The sequence below is a fragment of the Undibacterium sp. FW305-107 genome (assembly GCF_058788535.1).
On record NZ_JBYTAV010000010.1, the window covers coordinates 285,611 to 305,047 of the forward strand.

14 protein-coding genes are annotated in these 19,437 nt (G+C 50.6%); 6 read left to right on the forward strand and 8 right to left on the reverse strand.

Annotated features, from left to right (window positions below; genetic code table 11):
* The first annotated feature begins 23 nt into the window (after positions 1-23).
* Positions 24-803, forward strand: coding sequence for a hypothetical protein (locus AC3WQT_RS22480; RefSeq protein ID WP_492707261.1), 780 nt, complete (start codon positions 24-26; stop codon positions 801-803).
* Between the two features lie 57 nt (positions 804-860).
* On the opposite strand, the gene AC3WQT_RS22485 is transcribed toward AC3WQT_RS22480, so the two are convergent.
* The 6 genes from AC3WQT_RS22485 to AC3WQT_RS22510 all read right to left on the reverse strand — a co-directional run bounded on the left by AC3WQT_RS22485 (position 861) and on the right by AC3WQT_RS22510 (position 7,901).
* Complete coding sequence (locus tag AC3WQT_RS22485) at positions 861-1,022, reverse strand: hypothetical protein (protein WP_492707263.1); 162 nt, start codon at positions 1,020-1,022, stop codon at positions 861-863.
* Positions 998-1,573, reverse strand: a complete 576-nt coding sequence (locus AC3WQT_RS22490; RefSeq protein ID WP_492707265.1) for an ATPase — start codon at positions 1,571-1,573, stop codon at positions 998-1,000. The genes AC3WQT_RS22485 and AC3WQT_RS22490 overlap by 25 nt, the downstream gene beginning before the upstream one ends.
* Positions 1,574-1,605: 32 nt before the next feature.
* Positions 1,606-3,354 (reverse strand): glutamine--tRNA ligase/YqeY domain fusion protein, encoded by a 1,749-nt coding sequence (locus AC3WQT_RS22495; RefSeq protein ID WP_492707267.1) that lies wholly within the window; start codon positions 3,352-3,354, stop codon positions 1,606-1,608.
* Positions 3,355-3,532: 178 nt separating this feature from the next.
* A complete protein-coding gene (locus tag AC3WQT_RS22500; protein WP_492707269.1) occupies positions 3,533-4,861 on the reverse strand; it encodes a GGDEF domain-containing protein in 1,329 nt (442 codons plus the stop codon).
* Positions 4,858-5,847 (reverse strand): ABC transporter substrate-binding protein, encoded by a 990-nt coding sequence (locus tag AC3WQT_RS22505; RefSeq protein WP_492707271.1) that lies wholly within the window; start codon positions 5,845-5,847, stop codon positions 4,858-4,860. Before AC3WQT_RS22505 ends, AC3WQT_RS22500 begins: the two co-directional genes overlap by 4 nt.
* Before the next feature lie 2 nt (positions 5,848-5,849).
* A complete protein-coding gene (locus AC3WQT_RS22510) occupies positions 5,850-7,901 on the reverse strand; it encodes a TonB-dependent receptor plug domain-containing protein (RefSeq protein WP_492707273.1) in 2,052 nt (683 codons plus the stop codon).
* Positions 7,902-8,221: 320 nt separating this feature from the next.
* On the opposite strand from AC3WQT_RS22510, the gene dnaE reads away from it, so the two are divergent.
* The 5 genes from dnaE (at position 8,222) to waaF (ending at position 16,543) form a co-directional block, all read left to right on the forward strand.
* On the forward strand, positions 8,222-11,740 hold the full coding sequence (gene dnaE / locus AC3WQT_RS22515; protein WP_492707275.1) for a DNA polymerase III subunit alpha: 3,519 nt from the start codon (positions 8,222-8,224) through the stop codon (positions 11,738-11,740).
* Positions 11,727-13,061, forward strand: a complete 1,335-nt coding sequence (locus tag AC3WQT_RS22520; protein ID WP_492707277.1) for an O-antigen ligase family protein — start codon at positions 11,727-11,729, stop codon at positions 13,059-13,061. Before dnaE ends, AC3WQT_RS22520 begins: the two co-directional genes overlap by 14 nt.
* A 75-nt stretch (positions 13,062-13,136) precedes the next feature.
* Complete coding sequence (msbA, locus tag AC3WQT_RS22525; RefSeq protein WP_492707279.1) at positions 13,137-14,882, forward strand: lipid A export permease/ATP-binding protein MsbA; 1,746 nt, start codon at positions 13,137-13,139, stop codon at positions 14,880-14,882.
* 36 nt (positions 14,883-14,918) lie between these two features.
* Positions 14,919-15,497 (forward strand): peroxidase-related enzyme, encoded by a 579-nt coding sequence (locus AC3WQT_RS22530; protein WP_492707281.1) that lies wholly within the window; start codon positions 14,919-14,921, stop codon positions 15,495-15,497.
* On the forward strand, positions 15,494-16,543 hold the full coding sequence (gene waaF / locus AC3WQT_RS22535) for a lipopolysaccharide heptosyltransferase II (RefSeq protein WP_492707283.1): 1,050 nt from the start codon (positions 15,494-15,496) through the stop codon (positions 16,541-16,543). The genes AC3WQT_RS22530 and waaF overlap by 4 nt, the downstream gene beginning before the upstream one ends.
* Position 16,544: 1 nt before the next feature.
* On the opposite strand, the gene AC3WQT_RS22540 is transcribed toward waaF, so the two are convergent.
* Positions 16,545-17,237: a substrate-binding periplasmic protein gene (locus tag AC3WQT_RS22540; RefSeq protein ID WP_492707285.1), complete on the reverse strand. Its 693-nt coding sequence runs from the start codon at positions 17,235-17,237 to the stop codon at positions 16,545-16,547.
* Positions 17,238-17,449: 212 nt separating this feature from the next.
* Positions 17,450-19,297, reverse strand: a complete 1,848-nt coding sequence (locus AC3WQT_RS22545; protein ID WP_492707287.1) for a PHA/PHB synthase family protein — start codon at positions 19,295-19,297, stop codon at positions 17,450-17,452.
* Positions 19,298-19,437: the final 140 nt, after the last annotated feature.

A 19,437-nucleotide genomic window follows, 5' to 3' on the forward strand; every position in this document is an offset into this window, starting at 1 on the left:
AAAAAGTGGTAATGAAAAATTGAATGACATCATTACAGCAAACATTGCAATTCAGTAGCCATATCCGGATACGACCTTTGATCGTCATCCTGATAATGCACGTCCTGCTCCTCCTGGCTTTATCACGCAGTTACTTTCCACAGACAGACAAAGTCGAGTCTGGAGCAGCAGTGACTTTCCTGACGTCTGTTACTCCGCAAACAGCTCCATTGCTACAAAAAAATGAGCATCAAAAAGTAGAGCGTCAAAAACTGCTACCAGCAACCAAAAAAGAATCAGTGCAAGCACTCAGGGCGACCGTGGTCCTTGCACCAATCGAGAAATTACCTGCACCTCCGGCAGCAGCAAAATCATTTGCCGACATAACGGCAGACACCGAAGCAGATGTGCCTGGCAAAAATGGAATCAACCTTGCACAGCTTCGTTCTCAGGCAACAACGCTAGCCAAAGAGTCGGCACAAGCTGAGGGCAGTGAAGCTGGTTATACGGGTATTCTCGGTGATTACTACGGCAGCTATAACGGTGCCGATACAGGTACGTTTTATATCCACGTCGATCACACTGGCAATATCTTTGGCTCTGCCGATTCACGCACAACCCATAGCAGTTTGACGATCACCGGTAAAGTATCGACAGATGGTGTCGTACAAATGAAAGGAAAAGGTCTGGCAGGCTCTGCCAGCTTCGATGGAAAAATTAATCTCAAGTCAGGTGCTGTGTCCGGTCACTGGAATTTGACGGGTTTTGGAAGAGGGCAATTTTCTGGTCAGCGTGCCAAGGCTGTTGGTGGCAGGGCTTATTGATGAAATAAAGTAACTCGCTGATGGGCTGGCAAAAACTATGTGCACATGCCAGTAGTTTTATTTGGGCGATGTTGGTAATGGCAAAAAACCCAGTCGCTGTGCCTTGTCTACAGCCTCTTTAACCGCCTGCTGAACAACCTTGTTTAAAGCTTCTCTATCAAGCAATTTTTCTGCAATTGGGTCATGCCCCTTTGTCAGGTCGCTAGTATTTTGTTCCATGATTTTTCCTCAAGAATAGCAATAGATTTTTGGCTGCCGCCTTCAGCAATTAATTTTGGATCAGCCAATTCTGAATTGTCGAAGACACTCCATTTATCAGCCAAGGGCAAATATAAATGACGAAAGTTTTGTATGCTACGCGCATAACGTCGTGCGATGACATCTGGCGGAATATTATGTCCGCCCATTTTTACACGCAAGGCTACCCGTTCTTGCGCTAGTGCTGCGCTGTCAAGCCAGACGTAGCAAAGATCGATACGGTACCCTTGTGCTTTCAGCTTGGCTAGAAAAACAGAAAAAGTACGACTTGATAAGGTTGATTCAAATGCGAAATTTTTCCCGGATGTCGCTAATTCATCCAGTCGGCGCAACATGATACGACCAGCCTCAAAGGCTGCGCCGTCAGGATTAAATGCCGACAAGCCCGCTGCAATCTGGTCTGCATTGACAAAGTCGGGTATCGCCAGATAGTCGCGCAAGATCAAAGGTGCAATGGTAGATTTACCTGCACCGTTTGGACCTCCGATAACAATGACGTGGGCTTGTGACATGCGTTAATAGTTGATTTGTAGGTCGGATTAACTTACTTCCCCCACGAATCCTTCAAAGTCGTCACCCGATTAAACACCGGTTTCCCAACAACTGAATCCAGACGGTCAGCCACAAAATAACCATGGCGTTCAAATTGCAAACGCGTATCCGGCGTAATCGTTACCAGACCAGGTTCTACGTAGGCGCGTACTACTTCCAGCGCATTCGGGTTCAGCAAGGCCATGAAGTCTTTGCCACCGGCATCGGGATTTGCATCCGTGAATAAACGGTCGTACAGGCGGACTTCGGCTTCCAGTGCATCGGCGGCGTTGACCCAGTGCAGATTGCCTTTGACTTTGTAGTTGGCGCTGCCTTCTGTACCGGATTTGCTGTCGGCAAAGTAGTTGCAATGGACGGCGATGACATTGCCGTTTTCGTCCTTGTCGCAGCCTGTGCATTCGACCACATAGCCATAACGCAGACGTACCTTGTTGCCTGGGAAGAGGCGGAAGTAGCCTTTGACGGGTTCTTCCATGAAGTCTTCCTGTTCTATCCACAGTTCTTTGCCTATGGTGAATTCGCGGTTACCCAGTTCTGGGTGATGCGGATGAATAGGTGCGGTGCAGGCGATGTTTTCGCCTTCCGGGAAGTTGTCGATGATGAGTTTCAGCGGGCGCAGTACGGCGGTGGCGCGTGGTGCTTTGGGGTCAAGGTCTTCGCGCAGGCAGCCTTCCAATGTGCTGTAATCGATCCAGCCGTCAGAACGGGTCACGCCTATGCGTTCGCAGAACAGTTGCAGAGATTCTGGCGTGTAGCCACGGCGGCGGATGCCGACGATGGTAGGCATGCGCGGGTCGTCCCAGCCGTTGACGATATTTTGTTCTACCAGTTGGCGCAGTTTGCGTTTGCTGGTGACGACATAGGTCAGGTTCAGGCGGGCAAATTCATATTGTTGCGGTACTGGCTTTTTGAAGAAACCACCTTCGGCGGCGCGTTCTATGATCCAGTCATAGAAAGGGCGGTGGTCCTGGAATTCCAGCGTGCAAATCGAATGGGTGATGTTTTCTATCGCATCTGACAGTGGATGCGTGTAGTCATACATAGGGTAGATGCACCAGTTGTCACCCGTGCGGTGATGGTGGGCATGGCGTATGCGGTAGATGGCAGGATCGCGCAAATTCATGTTCGGTGAAGCCATGTCTATTTTTGCGCGCAGGATGTGTTCACCATCCTTGAATTCGCCCGCCTTCATGCGGCGTAGCAAGTCCAGCGACTCGGCTGGTGCGCGGTCACGGAAAGGAGAATTCACGCCCGGTTTGGAAAAATCTCCACGGTTGGCAGCCATGTCGGCAGCGCTTTGGCTATCGACATAGGCATGGCCTGCGCCGATCAGGTATTCAGCGATTTCATACAGACGGTCAAAATAATCACTGGCGTAGTGCAGGTGTTCTTCGCCATTATTGTTCCAGTCAAAGCCCAGCCATTTGACGCTGTCCATGATGGTATCGACATATTCCTGGTCTTCTTTCTCAGGATTGGTGTCATCAAAGCGCAGGTGGCAACGGCCAGCGTAATCGCGTGCCAGACCAAAGTTCAGGCAAATGGATTTGGCATGACCAATATGCAAATAGCCATTCGGTTCGGGCGGGAAGCGGGTGATAACCGTGGGCAAGCCGTCACGGGTGTATTTGCCAGCAGCCTGGTCATTATCGATGATGGCGCGCAGGAAGTTGGAAATTGGCGCAGGTGTTGCTGGCGTTGCAGATGCTGCATTGCTGTTATTTTTAATATCTTTGCTCATAGCGAATAACTTTGTGGGCCTTGTAAGGCACTCTAAATAGGGAGATGACAAGCATTTTACCGTAGCGCAGCATAGATGGCGCGACTGTTTGGCAAGACTAGCTTCTGGAATGCTAGTTCAGAAGAGAGTACCAGAGTGAGACTACTCTGGGAAGTGGCAAATACGACAATGTCAAAGCTTACATTTCACTGGATTCTACGCGGTTCCGCCCACATTTCTTGGCATGATACAAGGCATTGTCAGCCCTTTTCATCATGTCATTGATATTGTCGGGATGGTAATAGCTGGTGACGCCAAAGCTGGCAGTTTTTTTGCCTGCGACTTCAAATTCATGGTTGGCAATCGCGCAACGCAGCTTTTCTGCTGTGGCGATCGCTGCGTGAATAGTGGTCTCGCGGAAGATGACCAGGAATTCTTCGCCACCCCAGCGGCCGACGGCATCCATGCTGCGTACATGGTCCTGCAGGATGCGCGCAATATTGATGAGGACCTGATCGCCAGTTTGATGCCCATGCGTGTCATTGACTTGCTTGAACAAATCAATATCGACAATGGCGAGGGAAAAGCTGGTGCCATAGCGCTGGCTGCGTTGATGCTCTTCATCCAGTATCTGTTCCAGCTTCAGGCGGTTATACAGACCAGTGAGCCTGTCTGTGCTGGATAATAATTCCAGGTCATGGTTACGCAATTCCAGTTCGCGGGTGCGGGCGATGACCAGGTTTTCCAGGTTGGCATTGACTTCCATCATGGATTTATGGCTGCCCTCTAGCTTTTCAGCCATCTGGTTGAAACCAGCTTCCAGCTCTTGCAATTCACCGCCAGAATTTGCCGTGATGCGGGTATCGAGCGCGCCTTTTTCCATGCGGTGTACGCCATCCAGCAAGCGCGACAGCGGGCGGGTAAGATCGCGGCTCATGCGCAGCGCCAGTATCGATGCGCAGACCGTACCCACCAGACCTATCAGTATGCTGAGGGCGACGAAGACATTCTTGGACTGGTGGCTGGCATGGGTGCTCAGCTCCAGGTAGACGCGGCCCAGCAGCTTTTGTTTGCCAGTCTTGTCGCTGGGGACGCGGTCAAACAGGTCGAATGCATCTGCTTCAGATTTGCCCTGATAAATGGGGGCAGCAAAGATCAGGGACTCATGATCACCGCGCAATATCTTGCCGTTGTCGGCAGCACGTGCATGCTCGGGCCCCAGTTTGCTGGGTTTGCCACTGACTGCCAGTACTTTGTTGTCTGCATCGGTGATGACTACGGCTTTGGCGTCGTCTTCTTTCATGACTGATTGTGTCAAAGCCTGCAAGACTTCGCGGTTGCCAGAAAATGCACCATATTCACTGGCTGGTGCCAATTGACGGGTGATGACAGTACCGCGCGCTTTGATGGCGCCGTCAATTTCAGTAATGCCGACAATGACGACCAACAATACCAGCAGGGCAGAAATAATCCAGACTGGTGCCAGTGCCAGGAATAATATGCGATGGGCGAGTGGCCAGTTCTTCATTGGGCACGCTCCGGCAATGATTTTAATTTACGCGTCAGGCTTACTTCATCATCGATTTCCATACTCAGTGAACGGCTGACCTGGGTATTTACATTGACACTGAAGTAGCGCGGATATTGAGGCTGGGGCAGGTATGCACTATTGGGCTGCGTCTGTATGATCTCTGCCACTTGCTGGGCGATCTGGGCGGCGGAACTATACACGCCAGCCAAAGCACCTGCCTTGACATAGGCGGCAGAAAAACCGAACAAAGGCACTTTCTGCCGGTAACTGGTCAGCAAGATACTGGGGATATTATTGCGGTTATAAATGGCGGCATCAGGCAAGGCCAGCAGACTGTCACTATTACTCAGCAAGCGGCGCAGGGCAGGCAATAATTCAGAATCATCATTGACGGTTTCGACATTGATTTGCATGTCCATTTCTTTGGCGGCGGCAGGCAAGCCCACCAGCATGTCGTTTGAGTCTTTGCTGAGCAATAATCCTATGCGATTCCGCCCTGACATGCTGATGCGTATCAGCCCTAAGTGCCTGTGCCAGGGCTGGTCAAAATAAATTGCCGAGAAATGATGTGGGTCTTGATGACGGCCATATTGCTTTGCTATTTTTTGAAAAGTATTGCGTGGGACCAGTACATTCAAGACAGCCATGGCGGGCGGTTTTTGTGCCATGGCCGTCATGGCGGGTGTGCCAACGGCAATCAGTAACTGATTGTTGGCACTGCGCGACAAATCTTCACTTTTGTAGTTGTTGAGACTCAAGACCTTGATGGTATTTTTTGCCGTGCTGCCTTGTGTTGGCTGGCTACTGAGCAGGGTGTTTAACTGGTTGGAGAACTCAGTATAGGCAGAGCCTTCTTCACTAAGCAAGATGGTAATATTGTCTACTGCCAGAACAGTTTGTGCGTACAGCAAACTCAGGATCAAACCTATGCAATTCGCTATATATTTCAGATGCCGCAGATGCCTGGTTGACTGCCAATACATGTTTAAAGGTCCAGTCTGAAATTCAGCCTCAGCGCGCGTCCTGGCAATTCATTATCGTGCCGGTATTCAAAATATCGTGCATCAGCAATGTTTTGGGCAATCAGAGAACACTCCGCTGATTTACCACCGACTTTAAACTGGTAATTGAGCCTGCCATCAAAACGCCGGTTACCATCTATGAAGTAGCCACGGTTTTCGCGCGGATTAAAATCGGTGGAATTAAACTTGGTTTTTGCGACTTGATAGGCGGCCAGGCTGGCGCTCCATTGCTCATTGATTTTATGGCTGAGCAGCAGGTTGTGGTTGTATTTGGGGAGAGAGTCGCTATACACGACGCCATTCACATTATCACTTTTCACGCCACCACCAGACAGGCCATAGATAAGCCTGGTCTTGTCCGTCAGTTGCGCCTTCAATTGCAATTCATAACCACGCATGATGGCGGTGCCTGCATTCAGGTTGCCGCCAGCAGGCGAGCGCTTGTTCCTGACATCGATCAGCTGGCTGTAGTCATCAAAGAACAGGCGAAAATCCACATCAAGGTTGCCGTATTTGCCTATGTAGCCTATCTCTGTCGATTTCACTCTCTCGGTTTGCATCTCTGGCAAGCCAGGGTAAAACTCTGCACTGCGCCAATAGCTGTCATAGGTTTTTTCGTAGACAGAAGGCGAACGTGTGGCACGTGAATGACTCAGGCGCAGGGTATGGCCGGGTTGCATATGCCAGTTGACAGCAGCCCTGGGCGTGGTGTCAGTGCCGGTATAGGTATTGTTTTCTATCATGCCGCCGACATTGAAGACCAGGTCAGGGCGGGCGCGCCATTCAAGGTTGCCAAAAAAACGGCGCAGGTGATAAGGGAAATCACCATACAGATACTGGTTGTCGCCTACGCCCAGATAATAAGGGGCATAAGTCTGGTCGTAGCGTATGCTGCCACCCCAGACCAGGCGGGCATTCTTGAATGGTGAAAAAGTATGCTGCACTTCCAGATCATAGCGCCGCAAGATGGCATCGCCATCACTGACACCATCTGAATCTTTCAGGCGGGCATACACTCTTTCCACGGTATGAAATGCTTGGACGGATAATTCGCCACCACCTTCAAGCGCGCGGCGCCAGTGCAGCATTTCAAAATGATTTTCTGCCCGCCTGGTGATGGCTGAGACATTATTGTATTCACCCACTTCACGCGGCCCGCCGTTATAGCCGAACTGGAATTCCAGCGTGTCGGCAGAATTGACCTGGTAATCGGCGCGCAGATTCAGATTGTGGATAGTCTTGTTGTCGAACTTGTTCAGGTTCCAGAAAGTGAAAACAGATGTTGGCTTTTTGATGCGGTCATCCTCACCCTGATCTTCCCTGATACTGGCTGTCAGGCGATAGCTCAGAGCGCCATTCTTGCCGCCATAACGGAAGATGCCTTCCTTGCGGCCATTGCCAAATGCCATGGAAACGGTCTTGCCCTGCGTCTCAGCCGGGTGGCGGGTAATGATATTGATGACGCCAGAATAAGAGTTGGCACCATAGCTGGCAGAATCCGGGCCACGTATGACTTCTATGCGCTCTATGTCATCGAGGACGATGGGCAGGTCGCTCCAGTTCACGCCGCCAAACAGGCTGGCATAGACAGACCTGCCATCTATCAGGACCTGCATGCGGTCTGACGTGGTGGTGGTGACCATGCCATGATAGGCCACCGTGCTGTCTGCTGAATAATAGGGGTCGGCATGGTAAGCCACATACATGCCAGGCACCAGGCGGAAAATCTCGGACAGGTCCCAGGCACCAGAATCCTTGATCATTTGCCTGTCTATGATGGTGACGGCAACAGGGGCTTCATTAATGGGTTGTGAAAGACGAGATGCAGACAGGACGACCGGCATGTCATCCAGGAATATCGATTCTTCACCGCCACCCGCCATAGCTGCTTGATGCAGCAGGGAAAACAGCAGGGCAGCACAAGCTGCGCGCCTGGACCTCAGCATGGGTAAGCGCTTGCGATGGCGTATGCCGGGCAAGTTAATGCGGGTAGTGCGGTTTTTTTCTGCTATCAAGATATGCCCCAGAGCCAGAAAATGCATTGATTTAGAGTAACACAGCACAGGAGGGCGAATGTAGCCTAAATGCAAAGACTGTAGCCAGAACTATCCTTTGTATCTCTTGAATTGTTGTTTTTATGGCGCAGGTTTGAGAGCATGATGCTTTATTTGAAATTTGTACAATAGACAAATTAAAACGCAAATTATTGACGGCATGATGAATTAACCGGCACTGGCCGTTAGAAAATTAAAGTTAAATTAATATAAATTGCATATTTGAAAACTTCAGTAAGGCAAAGCTTCTGAACAGCTTGGGCAACGGGTAGAATAGCGGTATGACTACAGAATTAATTACCTCCCCTGAAACGACCAATGAAGTTGTCGTGAGCAAGCCCTACGAGCCTGCCTTTGTCCACCTGCGCATCCACTCTGAATATTCGATTGTCGATGGCTTGGTGCGTATTGATGATGTCATTAAGGCAGCAGTAAAAGACAAACAGCCAGCAATGGCCATTACTGACCTGGCGAATTTGTTCGCCATGGTGAAATTTTATAAAGCCGCACGTGGCAAGGGTATGAAGCCTATTGCCGGCTGCGATGTCTGGATCAGCAATGATGCAGATCGCGACAAGCCATCCAGATTGCTCCTGCTGGTCAAGAACAAGCTTGGCTATTTGCAGTTATGCGAATTGCTGGCGCAAGCCTGGCTGACTAACCAGCATAAAGGCCGTGCCGAAATCCGTTATGAATGGTTGCAGAATATTTTTGAAGAAGGCAAGGGCGGTGGACTCATCGCTATTTCTGGCGCACATTTTGGTGATGTCGGTGTCGCTATTGATAATGGCAATCTTGAATTGGCAGAACAAAACGCCAGACGCTGGTCCAGCATTTTCCCCGACCATTTTTATATAGAAATACAAAGGGCAGGCCAGGCGAATATGGATAACCATGTGCGCGCTGCCGTGGCCCTGGCTGGCAGGCTCAAATTGCCGGTGGTGGCAACCCACCCTGTGCAATTCATCAGCAAGGATGACTACACTGCCCACGAAGCGCGGGTCTGTATTGCCGAAGGCGATATGCTGGCCAATGGCCGTCGTGTGCGCAGGTTCAATGAGCAACAATGCTTCAAGACCCAGGCCGAGATGGCAGAACTGTTTGCCGACCTGCCAGCAGCCTTGCGTAATTCAGTCGAAATAGCCAAGCGCTGTAACCTGATGCTGGAGCTGGGCAAGCCCAAGCTGCCTGATTTCCCTACGCCTGAAGGCATGACCATCAATGACTTTTTGGAGCATGAATCCCGGCGTGGTCTTGAGTTCCGCCTTAATCATCTATTCCCAAATGAAGAAAAGCGCGAGAAAGAACGCGCCCGTTATGAGGCCCGCCTGAAGTTTGAAACCGACACCATTATCAAGATGGGTTTCCCGGGTTACTTTCTTATCGTTGCTGACTTTATCCAGTGGGCAAAAAATAATGGTGTGCCGGTAGGACCTGGCCGTGGTTCTGGTGCAGGTTCTCTGGTCGCATATTCACTGCTGATTACTGATCTTGATCCTTTGCAGTACAACCTACTGTTTGAGCGCTTCCTCAATCCTGAGCGGGTATCCATGCCCGACTTTGATATTGATTTTTGCCAGGAAGGTCGTGACAAGGTTATTCAGTACGTGAAAGACCGTTACGGTAAAGAAGCGGTGTCACAGATTGCTACCTTCGGTACCATGGCTGCCAAGGGCGCAATACGCGACGTGGGTCGCGTGCTGGACTTTGGCTATATGTTCTGCGATGGTGTCTCCAAACTGATCCCATTCAAGCCGGGCAAGCAGGTGACGATAGCCGAGGCGATTGTTGAAGAACCCTTGCTGGCTGAGCGTCAGGAAAACGAAGAAGAAGTCAAAACCCTGCTCGACCTGGCACAACAGGTAGAAGGCATCACCCGCAATATCGGCATGCATGCCGGTGGTGTGTTGATTGCACCAGGCAAGCTGACAGATTTTTGCCCGCTGTATACCCAGGGTGGTGATTCTGGTGTGGTATCTCAATACGATAAAGACGACGTCGAGGCCGTTGGCCTGGTCAAGTTCGACTTCTTGGGTTTGACCACACTGACCATCCTTGACAGGGCAGTGCGCTATATCAAGATGATGGACCCGGCCATGGCAGATTTTGATCTGGCCAAATTGCCGCTCGATGACAGGCCATCTTATGAATTGCTGACCAAGGCCAAGACCGTGGCCGTGTTCCAGCTGGAAAGCCGCGGCATGCAAGGCATGCTGAAAGATGCGCGTCCGGATCGTTTTGAAGACATTATCGCGCTGGTGGCTTTGTATCGCCCTGGTCCTATGGACTTGATCCCGGATTTCTGTAAACGTAAGCACGGTGAACGCTTCGATTATCCTGATCCACGTACCGAAGGCATTTTGTCTGAAACCTACGGCATCATGGTGTATCAGGAACAGGTTATGCAGATGGCCCAGGTGGTCGGTGGCTATTCACTCGGCGGCGCCGATTTGCTGCGTCGTGCCATGGGTAAGAAAAAAGCAGAAGAGATGGCCGAGCATCGCCAGATTTTCCGTGACGGTGCTGCGAAGGATGGTTTGCCGCAAGAAAAAGCCGACGAGATTTTCGATTTGATGGAAAAATTCGCAGGCTATGGTTTTAATAAATCCCACGCTGCCGCATATGCCTTGCTGTCTTATCACACCGCTTATCTGAAGGCTCATCATGCCGCTGCGTTCATGGCAGCCAATATGTCGCTGGCCATGGATGATACTGACAAGGTCAAGATACTGGTGGAAGATGCGATTGATATCTGCAAGCTCAAAATGCTGCCGCCAGATATCAACCAATCTGAATACCGCTTCATGCCGGTTGCAGAGCCAGGTAAAAAATCCAGCCAGATACGCTATGGCATGGGTGCCGTCAAAGGTTCTGGCCAGAATGCGATAGAAAGTATCATCACCGCCAGAAAAGAGGGTGGTCCGTTTACAGATTTGTTTGACTTCTGCAAACGTGTTGATAAACGCCAGGTCAACCGCCGCACGGTGGAGTCGCTGATACGTGCCGGTGCCATGGATTGTCTGGGCAAAGACCGTGGCGTCTTGCTGGCTACCGTCGATTTTGCGCTGGAGGCAGCGATGCAGGCAGAAGCTGCAGCAAACCAGGTCAGCCTGTTTGGTGATGACGATGATTTGATCGCACCACCAGATTACCTGGATGTGCCGCCGTGGACAGACAAGAAGCGCCTGACCGAAGAAAAACTGGCACTGGGTTTTTACCTGTCCGGTCATCTGTTTGATTCCTATGCGCCAGAAGTGCGCCAATTCATCAAGACTACCCTGGCCAAGCTGGAACCATCACGCGACTTGCGTCTGATTTGCGGCATCATTACCGGTGTGCGCACGCAGATGACACAGCGCGGCAAGCTGCTCATCGTCAGCCTTGATGACGGCACTGCCGTGGTCGAAGTGACGGTGTATAGCGAAATCATGGAAGAATTCAAATCCTTGTTCAAGGAAGATGAATTCCTGGCGGTGCTGGGCAAGGTGTCTGAAGACAGGTTCTCTGGCGGATTGCGTATTTCGGCAGAAAAAGTCATGGATATAGGCCGCGCCCGCGTGCAGTTCTCACAGGGTTTGCGCCTGACTTTGACATCCAGCGCAGATACCAAAAAGCTGCAGGATTTGCTGAAACCACATCTGAACGCCGATGGTTGTCCGGTATTGATACGCTACCAAAATGCCAATGCGAGCGCCGAGCTGTATTTGTCAGACCAGTGGCGCGTGAATCCGGATGATGTCTTGCGGCAGAACCTGGGTGAGTGGCTATCCATGAAAAACGTCAAAATTGAATACGCCTGACGCCATGAGTGCAGCCAGTGTATTACCAGCGGGTGGCGGTTCCATGCAGATGGAGCCGCAGACTGGCTGGCGTCAGTCTTTGCCACATCAGATATTGACCTGTTTGCCATTGACGTTATTTTTCCCCGTCGGTGTCATGTATGGCGGTGTGTTGCTGTTTTATATCAGTTTGCTGGTATCTGGCAGTTACCTGAAAAAGATACACAGGATCAGGCAAAGTCCTATGCTGTTACCCATATTGGGTCTGAGCCTGGTCAGCATAGTCCTGGCTGCGGTACAGGATGTGCCACCAGAAATCAGCAAGGAATTCTGGCCAGGTATTTTGCATTATCAGACTTATTTGTTTCTCTTGCCTTTCCTGACTGTGACTGCGGGTTTGTGGCAAAGACGGGCCGCGTATGTATTTTTTGCTGGTGCGATATTGGCAGCTACGCTGTTTGTGGCAAATTTCTTCCACCTCTTGCCCGTCAATACCTTGTTTCGCAGCTATGTGATTTATGAAGGTAATAAATCCATTTTACTGGGGATACTGATGGCGGTTGCTGCCGCCTGGATGTTGCATGACTTGCGCATGCATCGTGATCATTTTCTCTGGCGTGTGCTGGCGATTGTATATGTAGCCGCAGCGCTGGTCTTGCTGGCAAAAACCAGGACTGCCAGCCTGCTGTTTTTCCTGTTATGTGGCGTGCTGATCTTGCGTCAGATGGGATGGTCATGGCGCACTGTAGCCTTGCCTTTGATCTTGCTGGCAGCAATGGGTGGTGCCTGGAAATACGCCTTGAGCCTGCCACCACCAACGACTTGTGAAGTTCGCCTGGTGCAAGCCGGCCCATGGGAAATTTTCAAATTGCGCAGCCTGTGCACCGTGCATCAGTTGCATGATTTTTCTCAGGGGCGCAAGGTCAATGACGATGGCATGCGGCTGGAACTTTACAAGATTACCAGCGAGATCATTGCAGACAAGCCTTTGGCTGGACACGGCATTGCTACCTGGATGTATCTCTACCAGCAAAAAGCCAAAGGCTTGATCAGCGCCACCATGACCACGCCGCACAATGATTATCTTTTGTACCTGACCGAGGTGGGAGCACTTGGTTTATCAGCTTTGCTGTTGATCTGGGTGACGCAGTACTGGGTGGCTTACCGAATGACCTTGCATGAAAATCCCGCAACCAAGGAAATGGCCATGCCCTTGCTGATGCTGACCATCGCCATGATGCTGGGAGGTATGTTCAATGCGATATTACGTGACGGTGTGTTTGGCATGGCTTTCATGATTTTGCTGGCGATACCGCTGGCTGGCATGCGGAATAAAAACTGATTATCAGACAGTAAATGATTTATGTGCGGGCCAGTGTGACTGGCTGGCATCAAGACAGGATATGAATTTCACGCTATGAGTTTGATCAATAAAGAAACCATCGATGTTTTCCGGCGCTTGTGGCTAGCCATCACGCCTTACCGTTCAAGGGTATGGTGGGCATTGCTGACCATGCTGGGTACGGCTTCGACTGAAGTCATGTTCCCCAAAGTGTTGGGTTACATCCTTGACCATGGCTTTAATGCCGATGCCAAAAAACTGGCTTTATGGATGGTGCCAACGGCTATCATTGCCATTTTTTTGTTCCGTGGCATTTGTACCTTCACCACCAGTTACCTCATGACCTGGGTGTCTACCAGGTTGCTGAACCAATTGCGTGCCAAGGTATTTGATCGCATCCTGAATGTGCCCATCAGCTTTTACCAGAGTGAGTCCAGTGGCCGCATCATCAATACCATTATGTTTGAGGCCCAGCAAATCGTGGAGATGCTCAAGGTCTCGATGACCACGCTGTTCCGCGATTCATTGACGGTAATGGTGTTGCTGGCCGCCTTGTTGTGGCGTAACTGGCAGTTGACCATCATTGCCCTGGTCATGATGCCGGTCATGGCGTTTCTGGTGCGCGGTGTCAGCAAGCGCCTGCGCAAACTCAATCAAAGCCAGCTGGATGTCAGCAATGAACTGACCCAGGTAATAGAAGAAGCTACCCGCGCCAGCCAGGTCATACGTATCTTTGGTGGTCAAAAATATGAGCAAGAACGGTTCGAAGCCAAGAATGAAAAACTGCGTGGCTACGCCATGCGTACGACTATTGCTGTCGCATCCACTACGCCGTTGACACAATTGGCGGCTGCGATTGCGGTGGCGGTGGTCATCATGTTTGCGGTGTCGCAGGCAGCGCAAGACTCAACCACGGCAGGCCGCTTCATCGAATTTGTCAGTCTCATGATGCTATTGCTGACGCCCCTGAAACGTCTGGCAGACCTGAATGGTCCCATGCAACGTGGTATGGCGGCGGCAGAATCGGTATTTGCCCTCATTGATACTTTGCCAGAAACCGATAGCGGCAAAGCCTTGCCAGCCCGCGCGCAAGGCAAATTGGAATTTGTACACACCAGTTTCTCTTATCCTGGTCAGGAGCAGGAAGCTCTGAAAGATATCAACCTCAGCATAGCACCGGGTGAAACCATCGCCCTGGTCGGCATGTCTGGCGGTGGCAAAACTTCGCTGGTGAACCTGGTGCCGCGTTTTTACACACCAGATTCTGGCGACATCCTGCTCGATGGCATTTCATTGCATGACATTTCCTTGACCAGCCTGCGTGAACAAATCGCTATGGTCAGCCAGAATGTGGTGTTGTTTGATGACACCCTGGTGTCAAATATTGCCTATGGCGACGCCAACCCTGATCCTGAACGGGTAGCAGCGGCAGTGCAGGCAGCACATCTGACAGATGTCGTGCGTGATTTGCCCGATGGTTTGAATACGGTAATAGGCGACAATGGCATGCGCCTCTCTGGCGGTCAAAGACAGCGTCTGGCGATTGCCCGCGCCATCTATAAAAATGCGCCTATTCTCATTTTGGATGAAGCTACGTCGGCACTCGACAGTGAATCTGAACGCGCTGTACAGGCCGCACTGGATGAGCTGATGCTGGGCCGTACTACGCTGGTGATTGCGCATCGCCTGTCAACAATTGAACGTGCCAGCCGTATTGCCGTATTGGTCGATGGCAAGATAATCGAAATGGGCACGCATGCAGAATTGCTGGATAATGGCGGTACTTATGCGAACCTGCACCGTCTGCAATTTGCTGCGTGATGCTATTCGCTTCATTGTGATTGAAAAGGAAAATTCATGACAGCTGCGATTTCCCGTTTCCCCGTTCCAGAAATAAAAGACTTGCCTGACGATATACGCGAGAAGGTATTGGCCGTGCAGGAAAAAGCCGGTTTTGTACCGAATGTCTTCCTGACGCTGGCGCACAGACCTGACGAATTCCGTGCCTTCTTTGCCTATCATGATGCATTGATGCTCAAGACCACAGGCAATCTGAGCAAGGCTGAACGCGAAATGATAGTCACCACCACCAGCGCCAAAAACAATTGCCTGTATTGCGTGGTGGCCCACGGTGCGATTTTGCGCATCTATGCCAAGAATACTCTGGTGGCTGACCAGGTCGCTGTCAATCATTTGAAGGCAGATATCACACCACGCCAAAGCGCCATGCTGGATTTTGCCATCAAGGTTTGCCTGGATTCGCAAAGTGTTAATGATGCAGACTATGCCGTGTTGCACAGCCACGGTTTTGATGACGAAGATATCTGGGATATCGCTGCCATTACCGCATTCTTTGGCTTGTCCAACCGCATGGCAAATGTGATTTCCATGCGCCCGAATGATGAGTTCTTCCTCATGGGGCGCACGCCAAGATGAGCGTCGTTGTGCAAAGTCCTGCGAGCCGTATTCTCGTCATTGCGCCCAACTGGATAGGTGATGCCGTCATGGCGCAGCCTTTGCTGCAATTGCTGAAGCGCGATCATTCAGATGCTGCGATAGATGTGCTGGCACCCGCCTGGGTAGCACCGGTTTTGCGCGCCATGGTGGAAGTGGATACAGTCCTGGAAACGCCATTCAAGCATGGTTCTCTGCAGTTACGTGAACGCTGGCGCTATGCACAGATATTGCGACAGCGTGGCTATGCAGCAGCCTACGTTTTACCCAATACCTTGAAATTTGCACTGCTGCCGTGGATGGCTGGCATCAAAAAGCGGGTAGGTTACAAGGGCGAAAGCCGTTATGGCCTCATCAATGTCATGCACCATGACAGCAAGCCCGTGCCGCGTGCCATGGTGGCATTTTATGCAGCGCTGGCCAGCAAACCAGTAACTGATCTTGCACAGAGCTTCCCCAAGCCACGCTTGCAAATCACTTCTGCACAGACAAATACAGTCTTGCAGGAGATGGGCTTGTCGGCTCAGCAGCCTTTGATCTGCTTTGCCCCCGGCGCAGAATTCGGTAATGCCAAACGCTGGCCCGTCAGCCATTTCGCAGAACTGGCAAAGACTATCCTGCAAGCACATCCTGAGGCACAAATTGTTTTACTGGGTTCCCCCAAGGATGTTGAAGTTTGTCAGCAGATTGAGGCAGCTTGTCCTGCAGTACATCAATTCGCCGGCAAGACCAGGCTGGATCAGGCGCTGGCGTTGATCGCCGCGAGTAACGCCATGGTGTCGAATGATTCTGGCTTGCTGCACATTGCCTCGGCATTCAACAGACCTGTCATTGCCATTTATGGCCCGACTGATCCTGATCACGCCCCGCCATTTTCTGACATCGCGCATTCGCTATCGCTGCGCCTGGCCTGCGCACCCTGCAAGCAAAGGGAATGTCCTCTCGGGCATCATGACTGCATGAACAAGCTTGATAGTCAGATGGTGTGGCAGCCCTTGCAGCCGATACTTAGCGCTTCAGCAACCTGATTTATTTCCTGGGCACATTGACAGCAGGCAGTGAGCCATCTTGTTGCCCCTTCCTGATCGCCTTGTTGATTTGCTCAATGATGCCTTTGTCTTCGGACGCGAGGATCGCAAAGTGGATGTGATCCACGAACAGGTAATGGTCAAGTACCTTGAAGCTTACGCCAGGTGGCATGGGGGTATCTGGCGCAATCTCAGGCATGGTCTTATTGAGCATGGCCTCGACCTTGCGCGGATCGGGATCATAATGGCTGAACAGCATGACATCCGTGCGCTTGCTGAGTAGTTTTTTCAGGCGTGAAGACATGGAATAGACGTCATCTTCTATGAGCAATAAGCTGGTCTTGGCCTTGTCAAATTCATCGCCATAGGTAGAGCCACGTATCATGCTGACAGTTTTTCCTTGCAAGTCAGCAATGCGGGAAAATGGAAAGGTTTGGTCACTCCTGACCACCAGCCAGATAAAAGTACCAAAAGCCGGGATGGAAAAGTGCAGGGTTTGCGCACGTTCTTTTGTCTTGGACAAACCAAAAGCCAGGCCTTCACCTTCATTCAGTTTTTGCAGCAGGCGTGTCCACGGATAACGCCGGTAATCAAATTGCACTTGCAATTCTTTTTCCACATAGGTTACGCACTGCTGAAAGACCGGGTTAAAGGGGATTTGTGGAGTATTGGTGATATTTGATTCTACGATCAAAAACACTTGCTTGCGTAATTCTGCTGCCGACACTGAGACGGGACTGGAAAACAGAAACGGCACAACACTCAGTAAGTATCTTCTATGCCGGTTTGGCTTTTTTAATATCATTGCTGCAATCTTCCCAGCAGACTGGCTGCCTGTTTCACTATGTCAGAAAATATTCTACTCCTTAAGATTCGTTGGTATATTTCAAAGGACGTTAATTAAGTTTATTTTGCAAATACATAGCTGCCAGGAGCAACACCCAGGCCCTTGTCGGTGACAACTCTGGCCTTGATGCGGGTAGTGCTTGAATGACTTGCCAGCCAGACTTGCCAATGTGTCCACCATGAACCTGTTTCGGTTGTTGCAGCAGCCAACCAGTCATCCGCTTGCTGAAATGAAGTTGCGCGTTGGTCTGCAGGCAAGTGTTGATATGTGCGATGGGCGTGACCAGGTTCTGACACGATACCTGCATTATGGCCACCAGATGCCAATACAAAATCAATCGGCGCATCTGTCAGTACGTGAATTTTATAGACCGAGCGCCAGGGTGATACATGGTCGCGTGTAGTGCCAACCACATACATGGGAGTGTGGATATTATTCAGTGCCACGGCATGTCCATGCACTTCATAGCGGCCTTCTGCAAGGTCATTATGCAGGAAAAGATGCTTCAGATATTCGCTATGCATGCGATAAGGCATGCGCGTAGTATCGGCATTCCATGACATCAAATCGTTTGGAGAATTGCGTGTACCCAACTGGTATTCACGCATGATCTTTGACCAGATCATGCGTGAATTCAACAATTGAAATGAACCCGTCATTTGCTCACCAGTGAGATAGCCTTGTTCCCACATTTGCGCATCTAGCATGGCTATCTGGCTTTCATCGATGAACAGGCCAAGTTCGCCAGGTTCAGTAAAATCAGTTTGTGATGCCAGCAAAGTTACCGTTTGCACCTTTGGCAAATGATGGGTATGTTCTTTGGCATGCCCACTCGCCAGCGCGGCTGCAGCAATCGCCAACAAAGTACCACCCAGGCAGTAACCAACTGTATGCACAACTTTGTGCTGGCTGAATTTACCAACTTCTTCAAGGGCTGCAAACAGGCCACTGTCGAGATAATCCTGCATGCCAAGATGCCGGTCTTCCTTACCTGGATTTTTCCAGGAAATCATGAAAACGGTGTGACCCTGGCTGACCAGAAAATGCACCAGCGAATTATGTGGCGACAGGTCGAGGATATAGTATTTCATGATCCACGAAGGCACGATCATGACCGGCTCTGCATACACTTTGGCAGTTTGCGGTGCATACTGTATGAGTTCTATCAGGTGGTTGCGAAACACGACCTTACCCTCAGTCACGGCGACATCCCGGCCTGGCTGGTAAGATAGTTGTTCCGACTTGTGCTCACCTGCATCCACACCAGGGATATTAAATTCCAGGCCGCGATCCTGAATCCAGTGCGCTGCACCTGTGATGAGGTTCTTGCCGCCAGTTTCCTGAGTGCTGGCAATGACTTCGGGATTGAGCATGGGGAAGTTGGATGGAGAAACTACATCCAGCAATTGCCTGCACATGAAGTTGACGACATTCTCATGATGGGCACTGACGCCACGGACGCCTGTGGTCGCCACTTGCAGCAATTCCTGCCCCTGCAAGAAAGACTGGCTCATGGCATTGAAAGGCCAGTTAGCCCAGCCAGCATAAGAAAAGCGACTATCTGCTGGCGTACTTGATACATTTTTTTCTTCTGCAGGGTTTTTCGTCAAAGCAGGTGCCATTAACTGCGGCCAGCTACCAATCTGTTTTTGCAGCAAGTTAGCCAGCTCTATCTGTTTACCAGGTGATATTGCGATATGCATGCCCCAATCCATCCAGGCCAGTACCATACTTGCGGGTGAAAGACCGCCAGTCAGTTTGGCGATATTATTTTGCAAGAGCATATCCAGAGGATGCACTTCTGCTTTGCCGTCACTGAGATAGCACAACTCTTCATATTTTTCTTTTTCCACAAGCTTTGTTTCAGGTTGTTGATGGGGCAAGACAGGGCTGTAATCAGTTTTCATCGGTACATCCTTATAGTAGATCCGTAGGTCCGCAGGTCTGCGCATTCTGGCAAGCATGTCACTCAATTGAATTGATGCGTATCAATTGCATTGTGCAAATGCAGCAATGCATTCAGAGTACACTTCTTCGTGATTAACAA